Genomic DNA, 25,553 nt, shown 5'->3' on the forward strand with positions numbered 1-25,553 from the left:
TTCTGACCAAGCGGGCCCGGTCCCATGTCAAAGCAAACACACACAGGTCGCGTTTTATTCGATGAGTGTTGAGATGAGCACCGAACAAGCCGTGCGCGGCGCAATCCAGACCCACTCGAAACGGGTCTGGCGGTTTGGGCTGGCTTTGTCGGGTGCGTCGGACGTTGCGGATGATCTGTTGCAGGCGACGGCATTGCGTGCGTTGGAGAAGCACCACCAGGTCACCTCGTATGAACGGCTGGACAGTTGGCTGATGACGATCTGCCGTTCAATCTGGCTGAACGAGATACGGGCGCGATCCGTAAGAAAGGCGCAGGCGCTTTCAGTCACGCCCGAGGCGGAATTAGTCGCGACAGGGCCTGATTCAGAAACGAATATTTTCGCCGCTCAGGTGTTTACTCAAGTGATGCAACTGCCAGAGGCGCAACGTGAAACGGTGATGCTTGTGTTTGTCGAAGGCTACAGCTACCGCGAAGCTGCGGATATGCTGGACGTACCCATTGGCACAATCATGAGCCGGCTTTCCAATGCCCGGCAGAAACTGAAAACCGTTATGCAGCACGATGCGGCTGACACCGTGCAACGGAGTGGCAAATGAAGTTTTCCGACGAAACACTTCTGGCCTATCTGGAAGGCAGCCTCGATGAGGCCGAAGCCCGCGCCATCGAAGACGCGGTGGCCGAGGATTCTGCACTCGAACACCGTCTCATGGCGCTCGACCCATTTGCCCAGGTTGTGCAGCAGGCTTTTGAAGGCATTCCAACTGAGGCGCCTTCGATCGATCTGCCTATTCCGAGCGCTCAACAATCCAATGCCGGACCGCTCCGTTTGCTGACGGTCGCAGCCTCAGTTGCTGTTATTGCTGCGTCTGCAACATTCTGGGCCACGCGACCACCGGCATTGGGCTGGGCGGAGCAGGCTGCGATCTATCAATCGCTTTATTCACCGGACACGATTGCCGATCTGGACAATTCTCAGCAAACCCTGGACGCGCAGTTTGTTCAGGCCGAGGCTCAGTTGGGTCGTTCACTGAACCGGGACGTGTTGCAAAATCTGCCGGGCCTTGATCTGAAACGAGCTCAGGTGCTGTCGTTCAAAGGTAAACCTTTGGTGCAGGTGGTCTTTGCTGACGCCCAGGGCAATCCGGTGGCGTTTTGTGTGATCCGGCAAGGCGCGGGAGCACCGGTCAAGGATGTGAACCTTGCGGTGCTCAGTGGTCTTGCGACAGCGACATGGGCGAATGATGGCTACGGCTATATGCTGTTGGGTGGAGATGCGCAAACAGACCTGAGTGGAGAACTAAGTGTTTTGACCGAGGCGTTCTCAGGCTGAGCGACAAGAATCCGCAAAACCACTTGTGAACCGCGGTAAATGCCCGAAGAATACCCGACATGAAGCCGAACCCTCAGATACCGGACCCGGATGATGAGGCCTTGGAAGAAGGGCCGCGCAGCATCTATGACGCCGATCCGCCGGAAGACGACGATTTGTGGTTCCTTCCGCCCGACGGCGAAGAAGACCCGGGAGAATTTCTGCCCTCTGTACCGAGACCGGACCAACGTTTGCTGTTTGACCCAAGGGACTGGCGTGCGGCCCAATCCGAGTTATCAGCTGAACTTGCCGATCTGGCCGTGACATTTGGAGCTCTGGATGAACGTTTGCGCGCGGGTCCCAAGGGGTGGGGTCACCGTCTGGCCCTGATGGAGGTCTCGGATCTGGGCTGGTGGACGGGCGATCGGATCAGCGTCGACCGCCTTGCGCTTTGGACCGGTTTGCGGATCGGAGCAACCGGTGATGATGTGCAGGCTTTGTATCGGGCGGGATGGGCAGTGAGGCGGCTGTCGTCGGGTGCTGCGCCATCAGAGGGCGGCTGGGATGCGGGGCTGACCGCTTTTCTAGACCGTCAGGCCCAAGGTTTCGAAGATACACCCGAAGCAGTGATTGATCTGGCGGAAACCATGCGAAATGTCGCCGGTTTGCACCCGGTTACCCAGGCCGCCATCGGATTTCACGCGTGGCGCGCGTTGTCTCCTGGCATAGGACAGGATACCGAGGCTGCGGTCATCGCGGCCCGTCATGCCTCCGCGATGGGTCGAGGTGGCGCATTGTTCATGCCGCTTTCTCTGTCGGGCCCAGGTGCATTGCGGGGGGCAGGATCGTTGGACGAGAAACTTTCGGCCTGGATTCAGGGGGCAGGTCAGGCCTCACTTGCGGCTTTGCTGCATTTGGACCGGATCAGCGCTTGGGAAGGGCGCGCCCGCGACGCCATTTCGGACCTAAGCGGTCGAACCCCACCCGTGCTGATTGATGCATTAACGGCTTGGCCGATGGTTTCCGCCCCGCTGGCCGAAGAACTGACCCATGCCTCGCGTGCAGCGGCACAGCGAAATCTGGACAAATTCAGCGATAGGGGGCTGATCCGTGAAGTAACCGGGCAGGGTCGATATCGCGTATGGACGGCGGCCTTGTAACTGGCATTGATCTGTCGCTTTCACAAAGAGTGAAATGATTGGGTTGTTAGCTGGGTTCCTGGTATCGATCTTGGTACAGGATAAGACAGATCTTTGCGTGTTGTCTGGATCGGTCAGAAACCAATTTGCAAGAACGATAACCGTCCGGGCGATGGCCCGAACGGTCTTTATTCAGTACCAACGTCCGACTGCGATCACTGTTGGCGCTATACTGGTAGCGTCCAAGGATGGAGCCATCACCTGATACGTCGCTTGAGTTTCTGAAGGTGCGTCAAACCCCATAAATCGGCCAATACCGCCGCCGTTCCCGCTGAGAGCGGGAGAACTGCTGTCAGCAAAGGCAATAGGGAAATCCCAATTGGCGGTACCGCTGGCGAACATACTACCAGTTGCGGTCGTGCAGGCCACCGCACTTAGAACGGCGGTGCAAATCTGGGTTCCGTCAGCAAAGCGCGTGTAGTCACCATTTGCATTGCTGCCCCTCTCGATCACCGCTCCGCTGGGTACACCGCTGCTTTCGGATACGGTGCCCAGCACATTGCCCGGTCCGTACCCGAAATCTGCCCGCATCAGGCGACCCGAGGTGGTGTCATCGGCGCTGCTTTGCACAGCCGCTCCGCTGGCTGTTCCGGTTGTGGCGTCAAACCGCAAAGCATCGACCCAGCTTCCGCCATCCTGCGAGACCTTGATTGAAAAATTTGTATCGCCGGATAGGCCCATTTCGGCATGGCCGGTCCAGTTCGATTGAAACAGCAGCGAGGCAGTATCACCGGCACCAGCCTTGTTGATCTTGAGTTGGTGGCCAGCGCCCTCATGCGTCAACAAGGTGGCAGGGCTACGTACGGCCAGACGGTTTGTGCTGTCTGATCCGGTTGCGATGCCGATCCCGGAAAGGTTCTGTGTATTGACCGGCGGGTCGATCCACGCCGACCCGTCCCAGACTTTCAACAGCCCTGCATTTTGATCCCAAGCCCGCCAGCCCATGCCGGGCGTCAAGAAATGCCACCCGTTGTCCAACCAAGCCGCCAGTTTTCCATCCTGTCCGGACCATGCCGCGGTCGGAGACGTGCCCAATGCATAGGTTTCACCCTGATCAGGAGCAGCTGGTGGGATAGTCGCGTTAACGGACGCAACGCTTAGCTGCACCACCAGATCTAGCGCACGCAGCGCTTCGTTATGGGTCACATGTTTTTGGGCCTGCGCGGGTTGCAGATAGGGCAGATTTAGACGGGGAGAGTTCTGTGGCATGGGCATCCTCCTGTGGTGTCGGTCCGATGATGATTGCGCGCCACACTGCCGTGATGTGCGTAAATCCCGCCTGACCCAGCCGAACGCCCAGGTTTCGAATTTTTAAGATTTGGTCTCAGATATATGGAGACATCTGCCTTGCAGATGCCCCAACTTTGATCAGTTCTTGAAATCAGATCTCAGTCACGTGCGTAGACATCTTCGTAGCGAATAATGTCATCTTCACCCAAATAGGTCCCGGTCTGCACCTCGATAAGAACCATTGGCACTTTGCCTGGGTTTACCATCCGGTGCACGGCCCCGAGCGGCACATAGACGGATTCATTCTCAGACACGAGCTGTACCTTGTCGTCAATAGTCACCTCGGCGGTGCCTTCCACGACAATCCAATGCTCGGACCGATGGTGATGCGATTGCAAGCTCAGCGAAGCGCCGGGATGGACGTGAATGCGTTTGACCTGAAACCGATCGCCGATGACGAGGCTTTCGAACCATCCCCAAGGGCGATGATCAACGGGCAATGCTTCCGCCTGCTTGGCGCCTTTTGCCTTCAATGCTGCGACGGCCTGCTTGACGTCTTGCGCCCGGTCCATGCTGGCGACCAAAACCGCGTCAGGCATAGCCACGGTGATTACGTTCTCTAACCCCATTGCAACAACTTCTTGCGCGGGCGATTCAGAACGCACCAGCACGTTGCGACAATCTATGGCGGTCACTTCGCCGGCAGTTGCAACGCCGTCCGTATCGGGGTTGCTCAGCTCTTGTACGGCAGACCAGCTGCCCACGTCTGACCACCCGGCGGCATAAGGGACAACGCTGAGATTGTCGGCCTTCTCCATAACCGCATAGTCGATAGAGATGTCCTGAACTGTCGCCCAGGCCTCGGGATCTAACCGCAGGAAGCCCAGATCACACTGTGCATGCTCAACCGCCTTCTGAACGGGCGCAATTAGATCATGTGCATGCTGGTCGAAAGCCTCAAGGATATCTCGGACCGCGAACAAAAAGATGCCCGAGTTCCAAAGATAACTCCCTTCAGCCACCATTGCCTTGGCGTTTTCAAGATCGGGTTTTTCAACGAACCGGTCAAGTTGCACAGAAGCGCCTGACGAGTCCGGTGCTTGGGCGAGCTTAAGGTAGCCATATCCGGTTTCGGGTCGGTCGGGTGTGATCCCAAACGTCACCAGATCTCCACTCTCGGCTATTGTGCGGACCCCTTCGGCGACGGCCGCATGAAAGGCCGCACTGTCTGGAATGACGTGATCCGACGCGGCCACCAGCATCATCGCGTCGGGGTCAGTGGATGAAAGGTGCAGGGCAGCGGCCAGCACTGCAGGTGCAGTATTGCGTCCTTCGGGTTCGATCAAGATCGGACCCGGATCGACTCCGATGGCCATTAATTGTTCAGGGACAACAAAGCGGAAAGCCTCGTTGGTCAGGATCAGAGGTTTGGCGTAAGGCGTGTCGGTCGGGCCTTTCAACCGCTCGGCACATTGCTGCAGCAGGCTGGTTTCACCAATCAGCGGAACAAACTGTTTGGGGTAGCTTTTACGCGACAACGGCCAAAGCCGAGTGCCGGATCCGCCACATAAAATTACAGGATAGACCATGCTCACGGTGCCTGCCCCTTCTGAACCTTTTAGCTTAAACTATTGAATTGAAATCGGAATAGCTGACACAACTAGGCCTACTGCGCGGCCCGATCAGAGGCCACGACTTCATGCAGATATTGGTTCAGGTCGTCGCGCAGATCATCGCGAGCCAATGCGAACGAGACCGTTGCCTGCAGAAAGCCAGCCTTTGAACCACAATCGAACCGCTGTCCGTCAAACTTGTAGCCAAAGACAGGGACACCATTGCCAATATCCTCAGCAATTGCGTCGGTCAGTTGGATTTCGCCGCCACTTCCCTTCTTTTTCTGGTTCAGATTGTACAGAACCGAAGGACCTAAGATGTAACGACCGATCACCGCAAGATTGGATGGCGCGTCCTCTGGTCTCGGTTTTTCCACCATTCCTTTGGCACGGACAACCGTTCCAACATTCTGGCCGGTATCCAGAATACCGTAGGAGCTGGTTTTTTCGTTGGGAACTTCCATCGCGGCGACCATGTTGCCGCCGGTTTCCTCATAGGCTTCGACCATCTGCTGTAGGCAGGGTTTGTCGGCGGCAATCACATCGTCGGGCAGCATCACGGCAAAGGGTTCATCCCCGATCAGTCGACGGGCGCACCAGACCGCATGCCCCAATCCCAAAGCCTTGTGTTGACGGATATAGGCAATTGCTCCGCTTTCCATATTGGTTGCGTTCAATACTTCAAGCAGTTCGTCTTTGCCCTTGGATTTGAGGTCCTGCTCCAGCACGAGATTGTGATCGAAATAGTCCTCAAGCGCTGATTTTCCGCGCGATGTCACGAAGATGAATTCAGTGATCCCGGCCGCACGCGCTTCGTCGATGGCATATTGGACCAGTGGACGATCAACCAATGTCATGATTTCCTTTGGCACCGACTTTGTCGCCGGAAGAAACCGAGTGCCCATTCCCGCTACGGGAAATATCGCCTTGGTGACTTTGCGTACCATACTACCTCACTAATTCTTTATATTGCCGACGACTCTTGGTGATGCCGGAGCCCCACATATAATCTAAAATCCTACCAATCAATCGCACCCGGCTGGTCAGTTACGGGTTCGCTGGAATCTGCCATTAACTTAAGGGCAGAGTCAAAACGAAACACGACCGAAAGCTGGATCAATGAACCAATCCACTAATCACTTGTTCAATAAAGTTTAAAACGCGCCCGATAGATTGGATCGGGCGCGTAAGCTTATGCATTGGCCATAATCGCCTCAAGCGGATCGTGTTCGGCGACGAAGTGATCCGGGGCAATCTCACTGAGTTGAGGTACATAGTCGGTCTCACCCATAGACAATCTGCTGGGCAAAAAGCGCAAAGCTGCTTTCGGATCCATGGGAGAAGGCAATTCTCCCGGTAGTTTAAGCCTTTGGCGGCTGCGCTCGACATCCGGATCAGGGATCGGAACCGCCGAGATCAGGGACTGAGTGTAAGGATGTTTCGGTTCGGAGCAGATCACTTCACCATCGCCCAATTCAACGATGCGGCCCAGATATAGAACCATGATCCGGTTCGACACCGCACGTACCACAGACAAATCGTGGCTGATGAAGATCATCGATAGGCCAAACTCTTGTTGCAGTTCACGCAACAATCCTACGATCTGGGCTTGAATGGACACATCCAGCGCAGAGACTGCCTCGTCACAGATAATCAGTTTTGGTTTGTTGATCATGGCACGCGCGATTCCAACACGCTGGTTTTGCCCCCCGGATAGTTCGTGCGGATATCGGTTAATCATGTTGGCCTTCAAGCCAACACGCTCCATCATCTCGGCGACCAACTCTTTGCGTTCCCGCTCGGTCAGATCCGGGCGATAGGTTTTCAGCGGTTCCGCGATCGAGGCCGAGATCGTCATCCGTGGATCAAGGCTCGCCAGCGGGTCCTGAAACACGATCTGCAGGTCCTTGCGGTACTTGTTCAACTCGGCCCGTTTCAGCCCGACGATCGGATGCCCCAGCCAGCTGACATTACCCGCGCTGGGTTCGATCAATTGCAGCACAGCCCGGGCCAGCGTGGATTTGCCACAGCCGGATTCTCCAACAACACCCAGGGTCTCGCCCTTTCGGATGTCGAAACTCACGCCATCAACGGCTTTTAGGGGTACCTTGTGCCCAAAAAGACCACCCGAGACATGGATCGGGAAATGCACCTTGACGTCGTCCACTTTCAGTAACGGTTCTTCCGTCTGCGTAAGAGCTTTCGGAGCATCGCCCGCATCAATTCGCGGCATAGCCTCAAGTAGCGTTCGGGTATAATCATGCTGAGGAGAACGAAAGACTTCGCGCGTGTCACCGGCCTCGACAAACTCACCCATACGCATGACTTGAATATTGTCGCACATGCGCGCAACAACGCCCATGTCATGGGTGATCAGAGCTATGGCCGTACCTTCATCCTTTTGCAACCGTACCATCAGGTCCAAAATGTCGGCCTGAACGGTCACATCCAACGCAGTAGTCGGCTCATCCGCGATCAAAAGTTTGGGATTACACAGCATCGACATGGCGATCATCACACGCTGACGCATGCCACCAGACAATTCATGTGGATATTGATCCAGCCGCCGTTTCGCTTCGGGGATGCGAACGCGATTCAGCCAGTCAAGGCAACGTTGGCGGGCAGCCGAGCCTTGCAAACCTTCGTGAACCTGTAGCACTTCGCGCATCTGCTGGCCGACCCGCAGATGTGGGGTCAGGGCGGTCAGCGGATCCTGAAAAATCATGCCGACGTCTGAGCCACGAATCTTGTTGATTTTGTTCACAGGTAGATTCAGGATCTCCTGACCATTCAGCAAAGCAGAACCAGACGCATGGCCAGCGGAGGGCAACAGCCCCATCGCTGCCATGAACGTCTGGCTTTTGCCCGAGCCACTTTCGCCGACGATGCCCAGACATTCGCCGGGATTAATGTCGAAACTGATGCCCTTTACAGCTTCAACCACGCCGTCGGGTGTATCAAATCGGACGCTCAGGTCCTTCACGGAAAACAGACTCATATCAGCGATCCTTCGGGTCCAGAGCGTCGCGCAGCCCGTCACCGATGAAAAACATGGTGATGATGATGGCGACATAAAAAGTAAGTGGGAACATCAGCTGCCAGAGCGTACCATACGCCATGGTGCCAGCACCTTCGGCGATCAGGCGGCCCAACGATGTGTAGGGTTCTGAGATTCCGAGGCCGAGGAACGAGATGAAGCTTTCGGTCAGGATCATCTCAGGCACCAGTAACGAAGCGTACACGATCACAACGCCCAACAGGTTGGGCAGAATGTGACGGTACATGATGGTAAATTCGCTGACACCGGCGGCGCGCGCGGCTTCGATAAATTCGCGGTTCTTCAGGGTCAGGGTTTGCCCCCGAACAATCCGTGCCATCGTCAGCCAACCAACAGCGCCCAAGGCGATGAACAGCATGAAAAAGGATCGTCCCGCGACGACAAGCAGCAAAATGATGATCAGTGTTGCCGGAATTGCAAGCAGGATGTCCACGAACCGCATCATGGCACTGTCGGTGCGCCCGCCAATATATCCAGCGGTGATGCCATAGCAGGTGCCGACGATCAGAGCGGTCGCGGCCCCGATCAAACCGACCAGCAGCGATGTGGTGGTGGCCTGAATGACACGGCTGTATAGGTCGCGCCCCAGATCATCGACGCCGAAAAAGTGTCCGGTTTCGATGGACGGCATGCCCATGCCGCGCACGTCCCCCATGACGTTCCAATCGATCTCTTCATTGTTCCAGACCGCGAAGTAAGGCCCAACAATTGTGAAAAACACGATCAGACCTAAAATGATAACGCTGGCCATTGCGGCCTTGTTGCGGACAAAACGTATCCGTGCGTCCTGCCAAAGCGAGCGCCCCTGAATGACCGTGTAATCAGTGATTTCCTCGGCCAGATGGGCGGCTTTTTGTGATTTTCCAAGCATTGCCTGCCCCTCAGTATCGGATTTTTGGATCGAACCAGGCATAAGCCAGGTCGGTCAGAAGGTTCACAACCACGGTCAACGCGCCGTAAAGAATGGTGACCCCTAGCAGCACAGCATAGTCGCGAGACAAAGCCGAGCCGACATAGGCCTGCCCCAGACCACCGGTTGAGAAATAGATGTCGACAAAAACCGAACCGGTCAGAACGTAGACAAAAACCGGCCCGAGGTACGAGACAACGGGAAGCAATGTCGGCTTAAGCGCATGGCGCCAGATCACGGTTCTTGTCGGCAATCCCTTGGCCCGTGCAGTTCGAATGAAGTTCGAGTTCAGAACCTCCAGCATCGATGACCGCGTAATCCTTGCGATTGAGCCCATGTAGGAGGTCGCCAACGCAATCACCGGCATCACCAGATACTGCCATTGACCGCCATGCCAGCCTCCACCCGGCAGCCACCCCAGCCACAGGGTAAAGGTCAGGATCAGGATCGGCCCCATGATGAAGTTAGGAAGCGCCTGAGCGGCGATACCCAGACCCACCGCAAAGTAGTCAATCCAGCTATTGTGTTTGATTGCAGCGGCAATTCCCAGCGCGACGCCAACGGAAGTTGCCACCAGGAAAGACAACGAACCATAGGTCAGCGAAATCGGGAAACCCTGCGCGATGATGTCGTTCACATCCCGATCCTTGAATTTGAAGGACGGTCCGAAATCGAAATGCACCACGATGTTATACAGATAGTCCCAAAGCTGTTTCCACAGCGGTTGGTCCAATCCATAACGCGCCTCGATATTGGCCAGAACCTGCGGCGGCAATGGCCGTTCCGAGGTGAATGGCCCGCCAGGCGCGATGTGCATGAGGAAAAAGCAGGCGACGATCAGTAACAGGATCGTCGGAATAGCGACCAGCAGCCGCTTTAAACTGTAGGCAAGCATTTCATGCCCCCGTGTTTATTGGCCCTGCCCCGGATGTCTCCGGGGCAGGGCGTGGTTCAAAGACGATTATTCAGCGAGCTTGTAGAGGTTTTTCGAGTACCAGTTCTGCTCGACGTTGTTCACCGGCCAGTTGCCTACATCGCTGTCCATCATATAGACGCCTGCGTAGTGATAGATCGGGATCACAGGCGTTTCTTGGGCGATGATGCGTTCAACTTCGGTGTAAAGCGGAGCCGGATCGTCCGAGGTTTTGGCCTCGGCCAGCAGCTCATCAACGCGCGCGTTGGCATATTTGCCGTCATTATAGCCCGAGTCCGACTGCAGCAGGTCAAGGAAGGTCGACGCTTCGTTATAGTCTCCGCACCAAGCACCACGTGCCAGCTCAAAGTTTTGGTTGCCGCGCTCCTCGAGGAAGACTTTCCACTCCATATTTGCCAGTTCGGCGTTCACGCCAAGCTTCTGCTTCCACATCTGGCTCAGCGCAACGGCGACCTTCTTGTGGTTTTCCGCGGTGTTATAAACCATCTGGAAGCTCAGAGGGTTGTCAGGCCCATAACCTGCTTCTGCTAGAAGCTCCTTCGCCAACTCGTCGCGTTCGGCTTGGGACATGGATGCCATTTCAACGGCCGGTACGGTGAAGCCTGCGGTTGCTTCGGGGGCGAAAGTGTAGGCTTCGGGCTGACCGCCTGCCATCACTTTTTCGGTGATAATCGCACGATCAACGGCCAGTGACAGGGCTTGGCGGACGTTCGGGTCCTTGAAAGCCTCGGGGCCACCATCAGATAGGTTGAAGGTGTAATAATAGTTGCACAGGCGTGGGAAGCTGATGGCTTCTACAGGGTGCTCTACCTTCAGTCGTGGGTACTGGCCGGCTGGAATTTCGGTGCGGTCCAGTTCGCCAGCCAAATAGCGGGTCAGGGCGACGTTTTCATCATTGATGACCAGCGCCACGACCTTGTCGATGATGGTGTTATCGTTGTCCCAATAGGCGGTGTTGCGTTCACGTACCGAGCGTTCCTGCGGCAGGTGCTCGGTCAGAACATAAGCGCCGTTCGAGACGATGTTTTCCGGTTTGGTCCAGGCGTCACCAAATTCTTCGATCACTTTCTGCGGTGCCGGGAAGGTTGTCGAATGTGTGGTCATCTGCGGGAAATAGGGCAGGGGGGCGCTCAGGCGGACTTCCAGCGTTTTGTCGTCGATGGCTTTGACACCCAACTCATCTACCGGTTTTTCGCCCGCGATGATCTCGGCAGCGTTTTCGATCGACATCAGTTCCATGAACCACGCATAGGGCGACGACAGTTCGGGATCGACGGCGCGCTTCCAGGCATACACAAAGTCACCTGCGGTCACCGGATCACCATTCGACCACTTCGCTTCATCGCGCAGGGTAAAGGTGTAAACGTCCTTGGTATCGTTGACCGAGAATTCGGTGGCGACACCAGGAACCAGGTTACCGTCCTCATCCTGATTCATCAGGCCTTCAAACAGATCGCGAACAATTTCTGCACCCGACACATCTTCTACGACTTGCGGGTCGACCGAGCTGTGTTCATCGAGAATCCGATAGGTGAAGGTCTGATCGTCGGCCAGGGCTTCTCCGGTTTCGGGATGTGTACCGGCAGCAATTGCAGCACCGGCAATGATGGTCGAGGACAACAGTCCTGCCAAAGAGGTTCTGATTATTTTGTTCATGTGTTTACTCCCATTTTGTATGGTTTCGAACGTCCAAACCGCATTCGCGGTGGGCGCTTGTCTGCCATTTTGTCTCCGGCAATTGTCTGGACTTTACCTTGATCTAGATCGTGCCAAGATCGATAATTTCGGCATTCATGCATCAGGCAATGTCGGAGATCCGAATGCGAAAGCTATCTTTCACTGCCCATGAACCTGTCAGTTTTGAAGCAAAGGTAAAGGGTTTTGCGGTGGGTGAAGACCACAAAGTCTGATTAGAACCGCAGCCGGCGGAGGTGTTAAAATTTTATTTTGAAACGCTTCGTGGCAGTGACATTTTCGTGAAGCTCAACATATCACCGTGGGTGAATGTGTTCGCAGTGATGCTCGTAAATGGCGAATCAGTACGCTGCTACGGCTTCAGAACGGCCTTCAATGAGGCATCGGGGAAGCAGGTTGGTGTGCTTCCAGAAGCCTCTTGCCAGCGCCCGATCGAGCGTCGGGTTTTGTATCCGGGCAGGCCATCGACGCCACCGACGTCATGACCCTGTTGAACAAGCACCTGCTGCATGCTGGCGACATCTGAACGATAGAGATTGCCGACATCGCCCCAACGACCCCGAAAATCGCCAACTCCGTATTGGATGCGATCACCGACATGTCCCACAAACAGCGCATAAAGGTCGCTGGTGTTATAATCTTTGAGGACATAGAAATTGGGCGTTACGATAAAGGCCGGACCGCTACGACCGGCAGGCATCATAAGATAGCCCTCGGCAGCAAGTTCATGTGCAGGAAAAGGTTTGCCGGAAACGCGATTTACGCCCATGGCGACCCAATCGCGGATCAACCGCCCCTGATCAGGGCCCTCCAACGCGCAAGAAACGGTCGTGGGTAGGATAACTTCGAACCCCCAGTCGCGGCCTGTCACCCATCCGTGCTCGTCAAGATACGCGCCGATCGATGCAATCGTGTCCGAGGCTGAGCCCCAGATATCAGTTCGGCCATCGCCATCGCCATCGCGCGCGTAAGTCAGAAAATTTGTGGGCATAAACTGAGGCTGCCCCAAGGCACCCGCCCAACTGCTTTTCAGTGCGTGGCCTTGGCCGTGACCGGATTCAGCGATCTGTAGCGCAGCAATCAGTTCAGCCGTGAAATACTCTGCCCGTGTGCTCATGAACCCTTTGGTGCCCAGCACCTGAAACGCATTATGGCGGATCGGGACTTGTCCGTATCCGCTTTCGCGGCCCCAGATGGCCAGTATGATACGGGCGGGTACACCGGTTTCTGCCTCGACACGCGCCAGTGTACCCGCATGGCGCCTAGCCATCTTGCGACCGACGGAGGTGGCACCCTGGACTGATCCGGCATTAAAATAACGACCAGGTGAGCCGAACTCGGCCTGCCGTTGTTGCTTGGGTGTCTTTTTGGGGCTTCCCGGCGGAACCAGGTCAGGAAGGTCCCAGTTCAGCGTCACCCCGTCAAAGGCACTTTGGAATGTGCGTTTCGAAACGCCCTTTGCTTTTGCCTGAGGCCATATGGCTTGTTGCAGCCAGTTCTGGAACTGACGTTCAACCTCAGCGCGATCTTGCGCTACCGAGGGGGCGGCAAGACAAACCAGGGAGACTATAGCAAGAACCAAACGCATATGATTGGTCTCGCGCGCGCTTGACCTCATGTCAACAGCGGCGCCGCAGGGTGATTTTGGAAAAGTTCTTGAGAAAATCCGTGACTCTGCCGATAGTTGCCGGGAAACCCCGCCGCAAGAGGATCATCAGGTGTGACCTTGTCTCGGATACATTCAGTCGCTGTGCCAGCCTTGGTGATCTTTGTTGCTCTGTTGTTGACGGCTGAGGCTGCCGGGGCGAGTGATAGCTTCATGGACCCCCAAGGCCCGATTGCAGCGGTGCAAAAGACACACCTTTTGCGCGCGACGGCTCTTATCCTGATCGCCGTGATACCGGTTCTGGCTCTGGTGCCGCTGATTGCCCTGCGTTATCGCCGACGTAAGGGTGGAAATGCTGCATACACGCCGCATTGGGATTTTTCGGCGAAGCTTGAATTTGTGATGTGGGGCGTCCCGGTCGTGATCGTGATGATCCTGTCTTTCTATCTCTGGAAAGCGACACATCGTCTTGACCCTTATTCGGCCCCTTTTGGAAAAGAGCCTGCCCTAAATGTGCAGGTGGTTGGCCTCGATTGGAAATGGCTGTTCATCTATCCAGATCATGGCATCGCAACGGTGGGAGAACTGGGCATACCGATCAAACAGCAAGTTGCGATGACGCTGACCACAGACACGGTGATGCAGTCGTTTATGATCCCGGCGCTGGCAGGGCAAATCTATGCCATGCCGGGGATGACGACTCGGCTACACCTGGTGGCAGACTCGCCTGAGACGATGCAAGGCGAGAACACCCAGTATAATGGCCGAGGATTCACAAAGCAGAAATTCCTGGCGCAAGCGATGCAGCCCGAGGATTTTCAGGCATGGGTCGCCAGTGTTAAAGCGCATGGCATACCGTTGACCGAAAGCACCTATCGGACGTTGGCGATGCGTACGGATCGGGATGAGGTGCAGGCGGCATTGGGCACAGAACTCATGCCGCTGAATGCGCTTTATTTCACGCTGGAAGAGGGCGACCTGTTCCATTCGATCCTGCGTCGTTACCACAGCGGAGAGCCTCTGCAGTTGGATCAGCAACCCGGAACGGCTGAATACGGGCAGGAGGCAAGCCAATGACAAATGCCGAGACCGGCTTCTTCGGTCGCCTGAGCTGGGATGCATTTCCCATTGCTGGACTGATCCAGAACCCTGGCGCAAATGAGATCATTGCAAACGCTGCTGCTGCCATTGTGATCGTGGGCGTAGTCGTAGTGATTGGCATCCTGACGTGGTTCCGGTTGTGGGGCCCGCTCTGGCGCGATTGGCTGACCAGCGCTGATCACAAGAAGATCGGCATCATGTACATTGTCTTCGCCATCGTCATGCTAGCGCGGGGCGTCCTGGAAGGCGTAGTGATGCGGGCCCAACAGGCGGCGGGACCGGGGGACGGATTTCTGGAACCCGAGCATTTCGCGGAACTGTTTAGCACTCATGGCACCATAATGGTGTTCTTCGTCGCGGTACCTTTTGTCTTTGGCGTCGCTAATTACATAATTCCACTCATGATAGGCGCGCGCGACGTGGCCTTTCCGGTGATGAACCAGATCGGGCTTGGTCTGACCGTCTCGGCCGGGCTGATGCTGATGGTCTCGCTGGTGGTCGGAGAGTTCTCGACCGGTGGCTGGACCGCCTATCCACCCTATACCGGAGCAGCTTTTAATCCCGGCGTTGGGCCGGATTACTGGATTTGGGCCATCGTGGTCTCTGGCGTGGGCACAACACTGACTGGCATCAACTTTGCCGTCACGATCTACAAGCTGCGTGCGCCGGGGATGAAGTTCATGCGGTTGCCCATGTATTGCTGGACGATAATCTGCAGCTCGATTCTGATCATCTTTGCCATGCCCCCCCTTGGTGTAGCTGCATTGTTGCTGGCCGCTGACCGATATCTCGATTTCCACTTCTTCACCAATGACCTTGGTGGCAACATGATGAACTATGCCAACCTGTTCTGGCTGTTCGGTCACCCCGAGGTCTACCTGCTGGTCCTGCCCGCCTACGGCATCTATTCCGAAGTCTTTGCCACCTTTTCGGCCAAGCGGCTTTATGGCTACAACTCACTGGTCATCGCAACAATGTCGATTGCGGTCATGTCCTTCACGGTTTGGTTGCATCATTTCTTCACCATGGGGCAAAGCGCTCTGATCAACGCGGTGTTCGGGATTGCCACGATGCTGATCGCCATTCCGACCGGGGTAAAGGTCTATGACTGGATGGCGACTCTGTACCGTGGGCGGATTCGATTCTCGGTCCCGATGCTTTATGGCCTTGCGTTCTTGATGTTGTTCGTCATCGGCGGCCTCAGCGGAGTGGTTCTTGCCAATCCAACCGTCGACTATCAGGTCCATAATACGCTGTTTCTGGTTGCTCATTTCCACAACGCGTTGCTACCCGGTGTGCTGTTCGGGTTGCTCGCCGGCTATAACTACTGGTTCCCCAAGGCCTTTGGGTTCCGTCTAAACGAGTTCTGGGGCCGCGTTTCGGTTTTCTGCTGGACGGTTGGGTTTCTGCTGACCTTCATGCCGCTCTACTTCGTTGGTCTGATGGGCATGCCCCGCCGGTCGTTCAGTTGGGAGGATCCCAGCTTTCACCCCTACATGATCACCGCCGCTATAGGATCGCTGGTGATTACTTGCGGGTTGCTTTCGATCCTGGTCCAATTGTGGGTCAGTATACGCGACCGAGAACAGACCCGCGCACCGGTCGGTGATCCTTGGGACGGGCGCACGCTGGAATGGTCGATCCCGTCTCCGCCGCCGCCCTACAACTTCGCTATTATTCCGCAGGTTAGTGACCGCGATGACTTTGCTGCAGCTAAGGAGCGCGGACAAGCCTATCCTGCACCCGCGGCCTACGAAGATATCGAGATGCCGCGCAACACCGGCATCGGGTTTATCCTCTGCGTGCTCAGTGGCATCTGGATGTTCTCTCTGGTCTGGTGGATCTGGTGGCTGGCAGCACTGATGACCATCGCGATGATCCTCGCCATTATCATCTGGAGTTTCGACACCAGCACCGAGGTCATCATCCCCGCCGAAGAGGTCCGCAAAGAACACGAGGCGTGGTTGGCGCTGGTCCACAGCACCGCCGCTGTGGATCGCGATCATGAAAGTACACCGGAAAATCGCGGCCTCGCCCGCCCGGATATGGAGGCCGTGACATGAGGCGCGCACCCAAGCACAGCTATCCGGGGATAAACCTCGGCGAGGACCACGCCAGCGCCCACAAGGCGACCGAGGTCGTCACTTTCGGCTTCTGGGTCTTCCTGATGAGCGATCTGGTCTATTTCGGCCTGATGTTCGCGATCTATATCACCATGATAGACGCGCAGGCCGGCGGTCCAGGCCCGCATGAGCTGTTCGACCTGAAAAGCATCTTTGCCCAGACTCTCATTCTGCTGACCAGCAGTTTGACCGTCGGGCTGGCGATGTTGGCGCTGAAATACAACCTGCCTCGGGCACGGATCGTGCTGTGGTTCGGAGTGACTCTGTTGCTGGGGCTCAGTTTTCTGGTTTTGGAAATCCGTGATTTCATGAACATGGCAGCCCAAGGCGGTATCCCACAGCGTAGCGGGTTTTTGTCGGCCTTCTATGGTCTCGTACCGCTCCACGGCTTGCATGTTGCAGCCGGGTGTCTGTGGCTAATCGTGCTGGGTATTCAGCTGCGTATGTTCGGGCTGACCGATCTGCTGATGTCGCGTATGGTGCGGTTGGCGCTATTCTGGCATTTCCTCGATCTTATCTGGATCGGCATAATAACCATCGTGTATTTCGGAGGGCTGGCCTATGGATAAACGATCCGAGATGCATCACCGCGAACGGCGGCGTTACGTGATTGGCTATGGTGGGTCACTGCTGCTCACGCTGGTGGTATTTGTGATCGCCTATCATTTCGGTATTGAAACACCAGGCGTCTATATGACCATAGGCCTTCTGGGGTTGGCACAACTGGTTGTTCAACTGATCTATTTTCTACACATCGACCGCCGCCGCAGCAGCCGAGAGGATCTGGACCTGGTTCTGTTCTCGACACTTGTTCTGCTGATTATCATCGGCGGGACAGTTTGGATTCTGGGCAATCTGGCCATGCGCATGCATATGCAGGTGATGTGAGGTCGCTCGCTTAGGCACCAAAAAGGAAGCTGCTTATGAAGTCATTCAAGGCAATTGCCGCCGCAGGGATCCTGGTCACGATTGCTGTTGGATTGTTCCTTTTCTGGCGGCATGAAGAGCGGTATCCGTCAACAAAAGACGCCTATATCGGCGCGAATATCATCTATGTGGCCGCACAGGTGACCGGGCAGGTTTCAGACGTTGCGGTGGTCGAAAACCAGCCGGTCAATGCAGGCGATTTGCTGTTCTCGATTGATCCGACACAGTTCCAAGCCTCGGTCGATCAGGCCAAAGCTAATCTGGACAGTGCCATTCAGCAGGCTGACTCCTTCTCGAACCAGATCACCGCTGCACAGGCCGCTGTCGAAAGCGCCAACTCGTTCTACGAAACGGCTCAGAGCAATCTTGAACGCGCCCGAGCTTTGTTTTCGGACGGGGACCTCGCGCAGGCCTCGCTGGACCAAACTACATCCGAATTCGCACAGGCTTCGGCCCGGTTGACCACCAGCCGGTCCGAGCTTTCCGCATTGCAAAGTGGTCTCGCGGCCCGGCAGGACAATGTGTTGTCCTCACAGGCTGCGTTGGAAATCGCGCAGGCCGATCTTGTCTGGACCAAGGTCTATGCCGCGGCCGATGGCTGGATCGCAAATCTGACACTGCGGCCAGGGTCGTCTGTCTCGGCCAATGCGCCGCAATTTTCCATTGTCGAGTCGTCTGACTGGTGGGTCGATGCAAATTTCAAGGAAACATCACTGCCACGCATCCGACCCGGTCAGCCGGTCACAGTGCAGGTGGATATGCTTCCAGACACGACCCTGACCGGCAAGGTTGCGTCGATCGGTCGAGGCTCGGGCGATACGTTTTCGTTGTTGCCGTCCGAAAACTCCAGCGGCAACTGGGTCAAGGTCACTCGACGTTTCCCGGTGCGGATTGAGCTTGATCCAACTGATGCTCCGCTGCGTGTAGGAGGCAGCAGCAAAGTTACGGTGGATACAACCGGACCCAGCCAATGACTGATGCCGGCCATATCAATCGCGTGATTGTCGTGGCCGTCGTGCTCAGTGCAATTCTCGAAGTTCTGGACAGTACCATCGTCAATGTTGCGTTGCCGCATATTCAGGCGGCTTTTGGGGCCACAACCGATCAGGCGACATGGATTTTAACCAGCTATATCGTCTCAGCCGTTGTGGTCATGCCGCTGACCGGGTTTGTCGCGCGTCGGGTCGGGCGGCGCAGGCTGATCCTGACTGCGGTCACGGGTTTTGCCACAATGTCTGTCATGTGCGGCCTGTCATGGAGTCTTCAGACTATCGTCGCGTTCCGCCTGGCGCAGGGCATGTTCGGCGCGTTCCTGATCCCGTTGTCGCAGTCCATCCTGTTTGACGCCTTTCCACGTGAAAAACGGGGGCAGGCCATGGCGGTCTTTGGCTTGGGCGTGGTGGTCGCACCGGTGTTGGGCCCAACTGTAGGCGCAGTCCTGACGGAGTATTTTTCGTGGCGAATGGTGTTTTTCGTCAATCTTCCGGTCGCTGCCATGGCCCTGCTGCTTTTGGCGGGCGAGTTGCCGGACGACAAAACCGAAGAGGTGCGCATCGACTGGAAAGGCCTGGCGCTGCTGGCAGTTGGCATTGGATGCCTTCAATTCATTCTTGACCAAGGTGAGACCAAGGACTGGCTGTCATCGAGGATGATACAGCTGGCGCTGATCGCTTCGGTTCTTGGGGCGCTGGGGTTCATCGTCCATTCTCTGACATCCCGGCATTCTGTCGTTGATTTGCGCCTTTTTGCGGATCGCAACTTTGCCCTGTGCAACCTAGTGATAGCGGGGTTCGCGATCTCATTGTTTGGCGGGATCGCCATACTGCCAACCTTTGTGCAAAGCCTGCTCGATTACCCCGTGATCGAATCCGGTCATTTGTTCATTCCGCGCGGAATCGCCGCAGGTGCATCGATGGTGCTGACCGGGGCCGTACTGGTCACCCGGTTTGATCCACGAGTTTTAGCCGGGTTGGGGATGCTGTTGACAGCAGTGGGGAATTTCATGTTGGGCACGCTCAACCTCGACGCCGGTTTCTGGCAACTGGCTTGGCCGGGCTTTGTCAGTGGTCTGGGGATGGGGCTGGTGTTTGTGCCGATGTCTATTCTGGCATTCGAGAGCATCAGTAAATCAAGGCAGGATGAGGCCTCGGGCTTATTCAACGTCACCAGGCAGCTTGGCTCTTCGGTAGGTATTTCATTGGTGGGGACTTGGGTCGTGCGTGGCCTGCAAACCAATACGGCAGTGCTCAGCCAGAATGTGACACCCTACAATCCTGCTGCACAGGCTTATCTTGCGCCGCTGGGGCTGACACCCGATAGCGCCCAGGGCGCCGCCATTCTGGGGCAAGAGATCGCACGGCAGGCCGAGATGATCTCGTACCTTACAGTATTCAACAATCTTGGACTGCTGGCGTTGGCCACGATCCCACTGTTGTTCTTCTGCCGCGCGCCCAGGCCCGACCAAAGGGCTGCAGCACCCGTTCACTAGCGCGTCAGAACAAGGCCCAGCCATAGCGCGAACCAGCACAAGACGAGGCTGAGAACGATGTTACCGGCGGCAAATACGATCGTCCGTTCACGGTGCAATTGCAGCGATTGATAGGCGAAGCTTGAGAATGTGGTGAAGCCGCCGCAAAACCCGAATACAAGGCGTTTTTCCTCTTCGCCCATTTCTGCAGAGCCACCCAGATAACCAATCCATAGACCCAGCAGAAGGCTGCCCAGAACATTCACGATCAGGGTCGAGTACGGCAGATCATGCGTCACCCGAAGCGCCAGCCAATGCCGCAGTACAGCCCCCAATCCTCCGCCCAATGCGAACATGGCATGCAGATACAAGGTCGTCATTCCGATGTTTCCCGGGAATGATGCCGCCGACCCAGCGCTTCCCCAAGAACCGCCGCCGTAAGACCAAATGCGATCTCCGCGCTTACGGCGATAATCACAAACCAATTCCCGGTTTCTGCCAGTCTTTCCAGCTCGGCGACGAATGAGGAAAACGTCGATAGCCCACCGCAAAATCCGACGACCCCTAGATGCAGGACGTGGGCGTGGACAAGATTTCGAATGGCATAGAGCCAACCTAGAACGAAACAGGCCGCAACATTGATGCCGAAAGTCGCGGTTAGGAACGGAGCGCCGGGGATCTCCAGCGAAAATAGCTCGCGCAGCAACGACCCTGCAGCACCCCCCACAAAGACGGCTGTATACATCAGGGCGCGATGCCCGAATACAGGCGCTGTTTTCGACACTGCGGTTGATCCTGCTCTGACCAGCGTTTCATTTTGCATACAGACTGCTTTTGCTTGGTTCAACCGGCCTCGCTAACCCAACCGTTATCTTTGTTTGATTAGCAAGGGCTTGCGCAAACAGGTCAATTTGTTCCACGTTCTGGATGAAGAGCAGGGTCATGGACCCAATGTCCATTCAAAGTCACGCTGTCACAGCGCTACTCAGGGAGATAGGAAATGATTGTTCGCAGGCTTTACTATTTCCTCAGCTATGTCTGCTTGCCTTTGACTTTGCTTTGGGGTTTTTTCTGGCCACCCGCCCACTGGTTGCTGATCATACTGATCCCCTATGCGGTTGTCGGTCTCTACGATATGCTGACAACCAAGCATAATGTGCTGAACAACTACCCGGTACTGGGTCACTTCCGATATATGTTGGAGTTTGTCAGCCCTGAAATCCGGCAGTATTTCGTTGAAACCAATGAAAGCGGGCGGCCCTATAATCGGATCATCCGCAGTCTGGTCTATTCCCGCGCCAAGGGGCAGGTGGATACTCAGGCGTTTGGCACTCAGTACGATATCATGACGGTAGGTTATCACCGCGCTGATCACTCGCTATCCCCCAAGCACGTCGAAGAGAGCGAAGAACGGGTGATACTGGGCGGCCCTCAGTGCGACAAACCCTACAATGCGTCGCGTCTGAACGTATCAGCAATGAGTTTCGGTGCACTCAGCGCCAACGCAATCCGTGCTTTGAATGGCGGTGCAAAAGATGGGGGTTTTGCGCATAACACGGGCGAAGGCGGACTGTCCCCCCACCATCTGGCAGAAGGTGGAGACATCATCTGGCAAATCGGAACAGGATATTTTGGATGCCGCACGCCTGAAGGTGGGTTCGATAAGGACCTGTTTGCCGAAAAGGCCAAGAAAGATGTCGTCAAAGCGATCGAGATCAAACTATCGCAAGGGGCGAAGCCGTCTCATGGCGGGGTCCTACCGGCAGCAAAGGTGGATGAAGAAATCGCCGAGATTCGTGGGGTTCCAGTACATCAGGATGTGATTTCCCCACCTATTCATTCGGCCTTTGATGGACCGACTGGATTGATGCATTTCGTTCAGCATCTGCGAGAGATGTCAGGTGGCAAGCCCGTGGGCTTCAAACTGTGCATCGGTCGTCGATCCGAGTTTATGGCGATTTGCAAAGCGATGTTGGAAACTGAGATTCTGCCTGACTTCATCACGGTGGACGGCGCGGAAGGGGGCACTGGCGCTGCCCCGGTCGAGTTCACCAACCGATTGGGGATGCCGCTTAACGAGGCACTGATCTTTGTAAACAACTGTCTGCGCGGTATTGGAGTCCGCGACAAGGTGCGGGTGATCTGTTCGGGCAAAGTGGCCACTGGGTTCGATATGGTCGAGAAATTCGCTTTGGGTGCGGATATGTGTAACGCGGCGCGGGCGATGATGTTTGCGGTGGGGTGCATTCAGGCGCTGCATTGCAACACCAACAGGTGCCCTTCGGGGGTGGCAACGCAAGATCCGATCCGTGGGCGGGCGGTGAATGTGCCACAGAAACGACAGCGCGTACATCGGTTTCATGACGCGACGCTTGAAAGCTTCCGCGAGATATTAGGGGCTATGGGCAAAGCAAAAGTTTCCGACCTGCGCCCTGCCGACATCCGGCGCCGAAATGCGGATGAACGAGAGCGGTCTTATGCCGAGCTATACAGCTTTCTGGATGACGGCTCTCTGTTGGGCAAGACCATCCCTGAAGAGTTCGCCGCTGACTGGCAAGTCGCCTCAGCGAGCCAGTTCTAGCGACCACTAGCTAGGTCTAGATCGCGGGTTATTGAGCGTATGCGTATGGATTTTTCGGATGCTCCATTCCACGGCATCCCGCATTGTCTTGCCCAAGGCGATATCAAAGGCCTCCACCAGTTCGGGTGTTTTATCGCTCGTCGCCAGCACTGCTTCCTGGAATGAGCTTGAAGCGATGATCTTGTCCTCATACTCATCGATAATCTTGATATTGATGCGCACTTCTACGCGGACCGTTTTCGTGTCTTCGGTTTCGCTGATGACGATGCCCTGAAATTCGCGCAGATCAGGCGCGATCACATAGTCCGCTCTCAGGCCTACGGTCGAACGTCCTACGGCCGCGACCTTGCCGGAATTTTCATAGCTTTCGACCATCAGCGCCTGCACAATTAACGGAGCGCGATCCACCCATCGGGCCCGCGGCAGATACTGAACCTGAAGCAAGGTGGGCTGCACGGCGATCTGATCGGTGTTCACGGCAGCCGTCGCTGTGGGCTCTTCGACAACGATCTGTTTTTGGATACGCGGCAGCGATGACGAGAACGTGCTTTTGGGTGTCAGCAAATACAAATCATTAGGCTTGGAAGCCTGCCGCAGCGTGCCCAAGCCCGTGCAGCCCGTCAAAGCGGCCAAAACCAGAGTCAATATTAAGGGCCGTATCATTGACGAAACTCCGATGCTTGGGTGCCTAACAAAAAGCGGGCCGGGTCGCGTTCGACCTTGTCGACCAATCTATCCAGACTGATGACCAGACGCTGTGATTCCTCGATGAACCGGATGAACTGAGGCAACCCAACGCGCAAGAAGTCCGAAACCTGACGGCGGTTGTCCTGAACGATCCCGTCGATGGTTCCCAGCAGATCCGACGCCGATTGGGAGGCGCTGAGAACATCGTTGGAAATCTTGTCAATCTTTTCGGTAATATTCGAGACGGTTTCCGCAACCTGATTGGCCGCCTTACTCACATCTTCAGCGACAGGCGAGATATCCTCGTCCATCACGCGGTTTGCCGAGTCAAACGCCCTCTCGGCTGAATCGAGCGCCCCTTTGGCTGAATCCATAGTCGATGTAACCGATTCAAGGGTGGTGTTTGCATTCAGAACAGTCTCGCTGATTACCTCAAGCGTAACGCTGCCTTCATCTGACAGCCGAGTCAGCCTTTCGGCCAGGATTGACCCGCGTTCGATAAAGGGCCGGATATCTTCCTGAATCACGCTTTCAGCACTGGCAATGGCGTTATTTGCAGTCTCTAGCGTTGTTTTGGCGGATTCTGAGGTCTCTTTGATGCTCTTCAGCGTGTCCGTTCCTGTGCTCAACGTCGTCTCGGCCGTGTTTGCCAACGTATCCAGTCTCTTGGTAAATTCTCCAACGTCTTTGGCCGCACCGCCCAAATCGGACGAGAGCGACTGGAAATCCGTCAGAGTTTTATCCAGCTTGCCCGACGCTTCTGCCAGATTGTTCAGGATATCCGACACCGCCTTTCGGTTTTTGTCATCAACAACCGAATTGAGGTTCTCCAACAGGGTGACCGCCTTTTCCAGAACCTCTGGCGCACCCTCAAGCAAGGATTGAATCGAACTGCGCTTGCTTGGGATGACACTGTTCTGGGCCAGCCTTTCTGCGGTTGGAGACCCTCCGGAAAGCTCAACATAAGCAACCCCTGTCACACCCAGAGATTGCAACTGTGCGATGGTTTCTTTGGTAACAGGGATGTCGGCATCAACCTCAAGCCGCACTCGCACCTTTGACGGGTCATCTTTGTCCAAGTCCAAGGAAACCACCTGACCCACGGGCAAGCCGTTGTAATTTACGCCACCTGCAGCCGACAGGCCCGAGACATTGTCGAACAACACATCATAATAGGCGTATTGCCGGGTCACTTCGAATTTGGCGAGCCACAGAAAGAACCCGAAGGCACCAAGGATGCCCGCCAGGGTGAACGCACCGATCAGGATGTAATTCGCTCGGGTCTCCATCGCCTCTACCTGTCCTGCCCCTTCTGTTGTGCCGCACGGGCGCGGGGGCCTGTGAAATATTCCTGAACCCAAGGATGGTCGACCTTGGTCATCTCTTCTATCGGACCTTCAACCAGCACGCGTTTTTCCGCAAGTACCGCAACGCGATCACATATGGCATAAAGGCTGTCCAGATCATGCGTTACCATGAACACGGTCAGCCCCAACGTGTGCTGAAGTTCCCCGATCAGGTCATCATATGCGGCGGCCCCGATCGGGTCCAACCCGGCAGTTGGTTCGTCCAGAAAAACGATTTCGGGGTCCAGCGACAGTGCGCGGGCCAACGCAGCGCGTTTACGCATTCCGCCGGACAGTTCCGAGGGGAACTTGCTACAACTTAGTTGAGGTAAGCCAACAAGACTGATCTTCAGACCACCCAGTGCGGCCATCAATTTTTCACTGATACCCGTGTGCTCGCGCAGAGGCGCCATCACGTTCTGCAATACAGTCAGTGAGGAAAACAGCGCACCGTCCTGAAATGCCACACCCCAGCTTCTTTCGATCCGCTGACGTTCTTCTTCGGGGCCGTTAAGAACATCGACGCCAAGAACCTCAATACTTCCCGACTTGGGCTTGTTCAGCCCGACGATCGTACGCAAAAGCACGGACTTCCCAGTGCCCGATCCACCGACAACACCCAGCACTTCACCGCGCCAGACATCGAGGTTGAGGTTGTCGTGGACCACTTGCTCGCCGAACTGGTTGGTTAAATTGCGCACACGAATAACGGCCTCGCGTTTCGCGTCGGATTGGGGCTTGTCCTGAAGCGCGGCTCCATCCATG

Annotated in this window: 23 protein-coding genes; 10 read left to right on the forward strand and 13 right to left on the reverse strand. The window is 55.9% G+C overall.

Annotated features, from left to right (window positions below; genetic code table 11):
• Nucleotides 1–73 precede the first annotated feature (73 nt).
• The 3 genes from ACR0BI_RS10870 to ACR0BI_RS10880 are packed head-to-tail and all read left to right on the forward strand — an operon-like array spanning nucleotide 74 to nucleotide 2,471.
• On the forward strand, nucleotides 74–598 hold the full coding sequence (locus tag ACR0BI_RS10870) for an RNA polymerase sigma factor (protein WP_255612221.1): 525 nt from the start codon (nucleotides 74–76) through the stop codon (nucleotides 596–598).
• Nucleotides 595–1,332 carry an anti-sigma factor gene (locus ACR0BI_RS10875; protein ID WP_480562028.1) on the forward strand — a complete coding sequence of 246 codons (738 nt, stop codon included), beginning with the start codon at nucleotides 595–597 and terminating at the stop codon, nucleotides 1,330–1,332. The genes ACR0BI_RS10870 and ACR0BI_RS10875 overlap by 4 nt, the downstream gene beginning before the upstream one ends.
• Nucleotides 1,333–1,391: 59 nt before the next feature.
• Nucleotides 1,392–2,471 (forward strand): helix-turn-helix domain-containing protein, encoded by a 1,080-nt coding sequence (locus ACR0BI_RS10880; protein WP_480562026.1) that lies wholly within the window; start codon nucleotides 1,392–1,394, stop codon nucleotides 2,469–2,471.
• A 171-nt stretch (nucleotides 2,472–2,642) separates the two neighbouring features.
• Here ACR0BI_RS10880 and ACR0BI_RS10885 read toward each other — a convergent pair whose 3' ends face one another.
• The 8 genes from ACR0BI_RS10885 to ACR0BI_RS10920 all read right to left on the reverse strand — a co-directional run bounded on the left by ACR0BI_RS10885 (nucleotide 2,643) and on the right by ACR0BI_RS10920 (nucleotide 13,538).
• Complete coding sequence (locus ACR0BI_RS10885) at nucleotides 2,643–3,719, reverse strand: DUF2793 domain-containing protein (RefSeq protein WP_170394471.1); 1,077 nt, start codon at nucleotides 3,717–3,719, stop codon at nucleotides 2,643–2,645.
• A gap of 179 nt (nucleotides 3,720–3,898) precedes the next feature.
• On the reverse strand, nucleotides 3,899–5,329 hold the full coding sequence (locus ACR0BI_RS10890; protein WP_170625829.1) for a mannose-1-phosphate guanylyltransferase/mannose-6-phosphate isomerase: 1,431 nt from the start codon (nucleotides 5,327–5,329) through the stop codon (nucleotides 3,899–3,901).
• 77 nt (nucleotides 5,330–5,406) lie between these two features.
• Nucleotides 5,407–6,300 (reverse strand): UTP--glucose-1-phosphate uridylyltransferase GalU, encoded by an 894-nt coding sequence (gene galU, locus ACR0BI_RS10895; RefSeq protein ID WP_170394477.1) that lies wholly within the window; start codon nucleotides 6,298–6,300, stop codon nucleotides 5,407–5,409.
• A 245-nt stretch (nucleotides 6,301–6,545) separates the two neighbouring features.
• A complete protein-coding gene (locus tag ACR0BI_RS10900) occupies nucleotides 6,546–8,351 on the reverse strand; it encodes an ABC transporter ATP-binding protein (protein WP_170596175.1) in 1,806 nt (601 codons plus the stop codon).
• Between the two features lies 1 nt (nucleotide 8,352).
• Nucleotides 8,353–9,282, reverse strand: coding sequence for an ABC transporter permease subunit (locus tag ACR0BI_RS10905; protein WP_170611646.1), 930 nt, complete (start codon nucleotides 9,280–9,282; stop codon nucleotides 8,353–8,355).
• 10 nt (nucleotides 9,283–9,292) lie between these two features.
• Nucleotides 9,293–10,216: an oligopeptide ABC transporter permease OppB gene (gene oppB, locus ACR0BI_RS10910; RefSeq protein WP_170422826.1), complete on the reverse strand. Its 924-nt coding sequence runs from the start codon at nucleotides 10,214–10,216 to the stop codon at nucleotides 9,293–9,295.
• A 66-nt stretch (nucleotides 10,217–10,282) separates the two neighbouring features.
• Nucleotides 10,283–11,911, reverse strand: coding sequence for a peptide ABC transporter substrate-binding protein (locus tag ACR0BI_RS10915; protein ID WP_480562024.1), 1,629 nt, complete (start codon nucleotides 11,909–11,911; stop codon nucleotides 10,283–10,285).
• Nucleotides 11,912–12,302: 391 nt separating this feature from the next.
• Entirely contained in the window at nucleotides 12,303–13,538 is a 1,236-nt protein-coding gene (locus ACR0BI_RS10920) for a lytic murein transglycosylase (RefSeq protein WP_170596171.1), read from the reverse strand.
• A gap of 132 nt (nucleotides 13,539–13,670) precedes the next feature.
• Between ACR0BI_RS10920 and ACR0BI_RS10925 the strand changes: the two genes are divergently transcribed.
• From ACR0BI_RS10925 to ACR0BI_RS10950, 6 genes are read left to right on the forward strand one after another with little or no spacing between them, the layout of a single operon-like run.
• Nucleotides 13,671–14,633, forward strand: a complete 963-nt coding sequence (locus ACR0BI_RS10925) for a cytochrome ubiquinol oxidase subunit II (RefSeq protein ID WP_480562022.1) — start codon at nucleotides 13,671–13,673, stop codon at nucleotides 14,631–14,633.
• Entirely contained in the window at nucleotides 14,630–16,720 is a 2,091-nt protein-coding gene (locus ACR0BI_RS10930; protein ID WP_170732727.1) for a cbb3-type cytochrome c oxidase subunit I, read from the forward strand. Before ACR0BI_RS10925 ends, ACR0BI_RS10930 begins: the two co-directional genes overlap by 4 nt.
• Nucleotides 16,717–17,349 carry a cytochrome c oxidase subunit 3 gene (locus tag ACR0BI_RS10935; protein WP_170394501.1) on the forward strand — a complete coding sequence of 211 codons (633 nt, stop codon included), beginning with the start codon at nucleotides 16,717–16,719 and terminating at the stop codon, nucleotides 17,347–17,349. The genes ACR0BI_RS10930 and ACR0BI_RS10935 overlap by 4 nt, the downstream gene beginning before the upstream one ends.
• Entirely contained in the window at nucleotides 17,342–17,668 is a 327-nt protein-coding gene (locus tag ACR0BI_RS10940) for a cytochrome o ubiquinol oxidase subunit IV (RefSeq protein WP_255612219.1), read from the forward strand. Before ACR0BI_RS10935 ends, ACR0BI_RS10940 begins: the two co-directional genes overlap by 8 nt.
• Nucleotides 17,669–17,703: 35 nt before the next feature.
• Nucleotides 17,704–18,681, forward strand: coding sequence for an HlyD family secretion protein (locus ACR0BI_RS10945; protein ID WP_170625518.1), 978 nt, complete (start codon nucleotides 17,704–17,706; stop codon nucleotides 18,679–18,681).
• Complete coding sequence (locus ACR0BI_RS10950; protein ID WP_170394506.1) at nucleotides 18,678–20,195, forward strand: DHA2 family efflux MFS transporter permease subunit; 1,518 nt, start codon at nucleotides 18,678–18,680, stop codon at nucleotides 20,193–20,195. The genes ACR0BI_RS10945 and ACR0BI_RS10950 overlap by 4 nt, the downstream gene beginning before the upstream one ends.
• On the opposite strand, the gene crcB is transcribed toward ACR0BI_RS10950, so the two are convergent.
• Together crcB and ACR0BI_RS10960 are read right to left on the reverse strand one after the other, a co-directional pair.
• Nucleotides 20,192–20,554, reverse strand: a complete 363-nt coding sequence (gene crcB, locus ACR0BI_RS10955) for a fluoride efflux transporter CrcB (protein ID WP_170394509.1) — start codon at nucleotides 20,552–20,554, stop codon at nucleotides 20,192–20,194. The two genes, ACR0BI_RS10950 and crcB, sit on opposite strands and share 4 nt — an antisense overlap.
• Nucleotides 20,551–20,958 (reverse strand): fluoride efflux transporter FluC, encoded by a 408-nt coding sequence (locus tag ACR0BI_RS10960; protein WP_480562020.1) that lies wholly within the window; start codon nucleotides 20,956–20,958, stop codon nucleotides 20,551–20,553. The genes crcB and ACR0BI_RS10960 overlap by 4 nt, the downstream gene beginning before the upstream one ends.
• Before the next feature lie 216 nt (nucleotides 20,959–21,174).
• On the opposite strand from ACR0BI_RS10960, the gene ACR0BI_RS10965 reads away from it, so the two are divergent.
• Nucleotides 21,175–22,755: an FMN-binding glutamate synthase family protein gene (locus ACR0BI_RS10965; RefSeq protein WP_170394512.1), complete on the forward strand. Its 1,581-nt coding sequence runs from the start codon at nucleotides 21,175–21,177 to the stop codon at nucleotides 22,753–22,755.
• Nucleotides 22,756–22,761: 6 nt separating this feature from the next.
• On the opposite strand, the gene ACR0BI_RS10970 is transcribed toward ACR0BI_RS10965, so the two are convergent.
• The 3 genes from ACR0BI_RS10970 to ACR0BI_RS10980 are packed head-to-tail and all read right to left on the reverse strand — an operon-like array spanning nucleotide 22,762 to nucleotide 25,552.
• On the reverse strand, nucleotides 22,762–23,418 hold the full coding sequence (locus ACR0BI_RS10970; RefSeq protein WP_170407827.1) for an ABC-type transport auxiliary lipoprotein family protein: 657 nt from the start codon (nucleotides 23,416–23,418) through the stop codon (nucleotides 22,762–22,764).
• Entirely contained in the window at nucleotides 23,415–24,731 is a 1,317-nt protein-coding gene (locus ACR0BI_RS10975) for an MlaD family protein (protein ID WP_480562018.1), read from the reverse strand. Before ACR0BI_RS10975 ends, ACR0BI_RS10970 begins: the two co-directional genes overlap by 4 nt.
• A 5-nt stretch (nucleotides 24,732–24,736) precedes the next feature.
• Nucleotides 24,737–25,552, reverse strand: coding sequence for an ABC transporter ATP-binding protein (locus ACR0BI_RS10980; RefSeq protein WP_170422811.1), 816 nt, complete (start codon nucleotides 25,550–25,552; stop codon nucleotides 24,737–24,739).
• Nucleotide 25,553 lies beyond the last annotated feature (1 nt).

The organism is Ruegeria sp. E5, assembly GCF_056534105.1.

Coding starts and splice junctions, on each gene's coding strand:
- ACR0BI_RS10870 (WP_255612221.1), top strand. CDS start 74: ATGAGCACCGAACAAGCCGTGCGCGGCGCAATCCAGACCCACTCGAAA.
- ACR0BI_RS10875 (WP_480562028.1), top strand. CDS start 595: ATGAAGTTTTCCGACGAAACACTTCTGGCCTATCTGGAAGGCAGCCTC.
- ACR0BI_RS10880 (WP_480562026.1), top strand. CDS start 1,392: ATGAAGCCGAACCCTCAGATACCGGACCCGGATGATGAGGCCTTGGAA.
- ACR0BI_RS10885 (WP_170394471.1), bottom strand. CDS start 3,719: ATGCCACAGAACTCTCCCCGTCTAAATCTGCCCTATCTGCAACCCGCG.
- ACR0BI_RS10890 (WP_170625829.1), bottom strand. CDS start 5,329: ATGGTCTATCCTGTAATTTTATGTGGCGGATCCGGCACTCGGCTTTGG.
- galU (WP_170394477.1), bottom strand. CDS start 6,300: ATGGTACGCAAAGTCACCAAGGCGATATTTCCCGTAGCGGGAATGGGC.
- ACR0BI_RS10900 (WP_170596175.1), bottom strand. CDS start 8,351: ATGAGTCTGTTTTCCGTGAAGGACCTGAGCGTCCGATTTGATACACCC.
- ACR0BI_RS10905 (WP_170611646.1), bottom strand. CDS start 9,282: ATGCTTGGAAAATCACAAAAAGCCGCCCATCTGGCCGAGGAAATCACT.
- oppB (WP_170422826.1), bottom strand. CDS start 10,216: ATGCTTGCCTACAGTTTAAAGCGGCTGCTGGTCGCTATTCCGACGATC.
- ACR0BI_RS10915 (WP_480562024.1), bottom strand. CDS start 11,911: ATGAACAAAATAATCAGAACCTCTTTGGCAGGACTGTTGTCCTCGACC.
- ACR0BI_RS10920 (WP_170596171.1), bottom strand. CDS start 13,538: ATGCGTTTGGTTCTTGCTATAGTCTCCCTGGTTTGTCTTGCCGCCCCC.
- ACR0BI_RS10930 (WP_170732727.1), top strand. CDS start 14,630: ATGACAAATGCCGAGACCGGCTTCTTCGGTCGCCTGAGCTGGGATGCA.
- ACR0BI_RS10935 (WP_170394501.1), top strand. CDS start 16,717: ATGAGGCGCGCACCCAAGCACAGCTATCCGGGGATAAACCTCGGCGAG.
- ACR0BI_RS10940 (WP_255612219.1), top strand. CDS start 17,342: ATGGATAAACGATCCGAGATGCATCACCGCGAACGGCGGCGTTACGTG.
- ACR0BI_RS10945 (WP_170625518.1), top strand. CDS start 17,704: ATGAAGTCATTCAAGGCAATTGCCGCCGCAGGGATCCTGGTCACGATT.
- ACR0BI_RS10950 (WP_170394506.1), top strand. CDS start 18,678: ATGACTGATGCCGGCCATATCAATCGCGTGATTGTCGTGGCCGTCGTG.
- crcB (WP_170394509.1), bottom strand. CDS start 20,554: ATGACGACCTTGTATCTGCATGCCATGTTCGCATTGGGCGGAGGATTG.
- ACR0BI_RS10965 (WP_170394512.1), top strand. CDS start 21,175: ATGATTGTTCGCAGGCTTTACTATTTCCTCAGCTATGTCTGCTTGCCT.
- ACR0BI_RS10970 (WP_170407827.1), bottom strand. CDS start 23,418: ATGATACGGCCCTTAATATTGACTCTGGTTTTGGCCGCTTTGACGGGC.
- ACR0BI_RS10975 (WP_480562018.1), bottom strand. CDS start 24,731: ATGGAGACCCGAGCGAATTACATCCTGATCGGTGCGTTCACCCTGGCG.
- ACR0BI_RS10980 (WP_170422811.1), bottom strand. CDS start 25,552: ATGGATGGAGCCGCGCTTCAGGACAAGCCCCAATCCGACGCGAAACGC.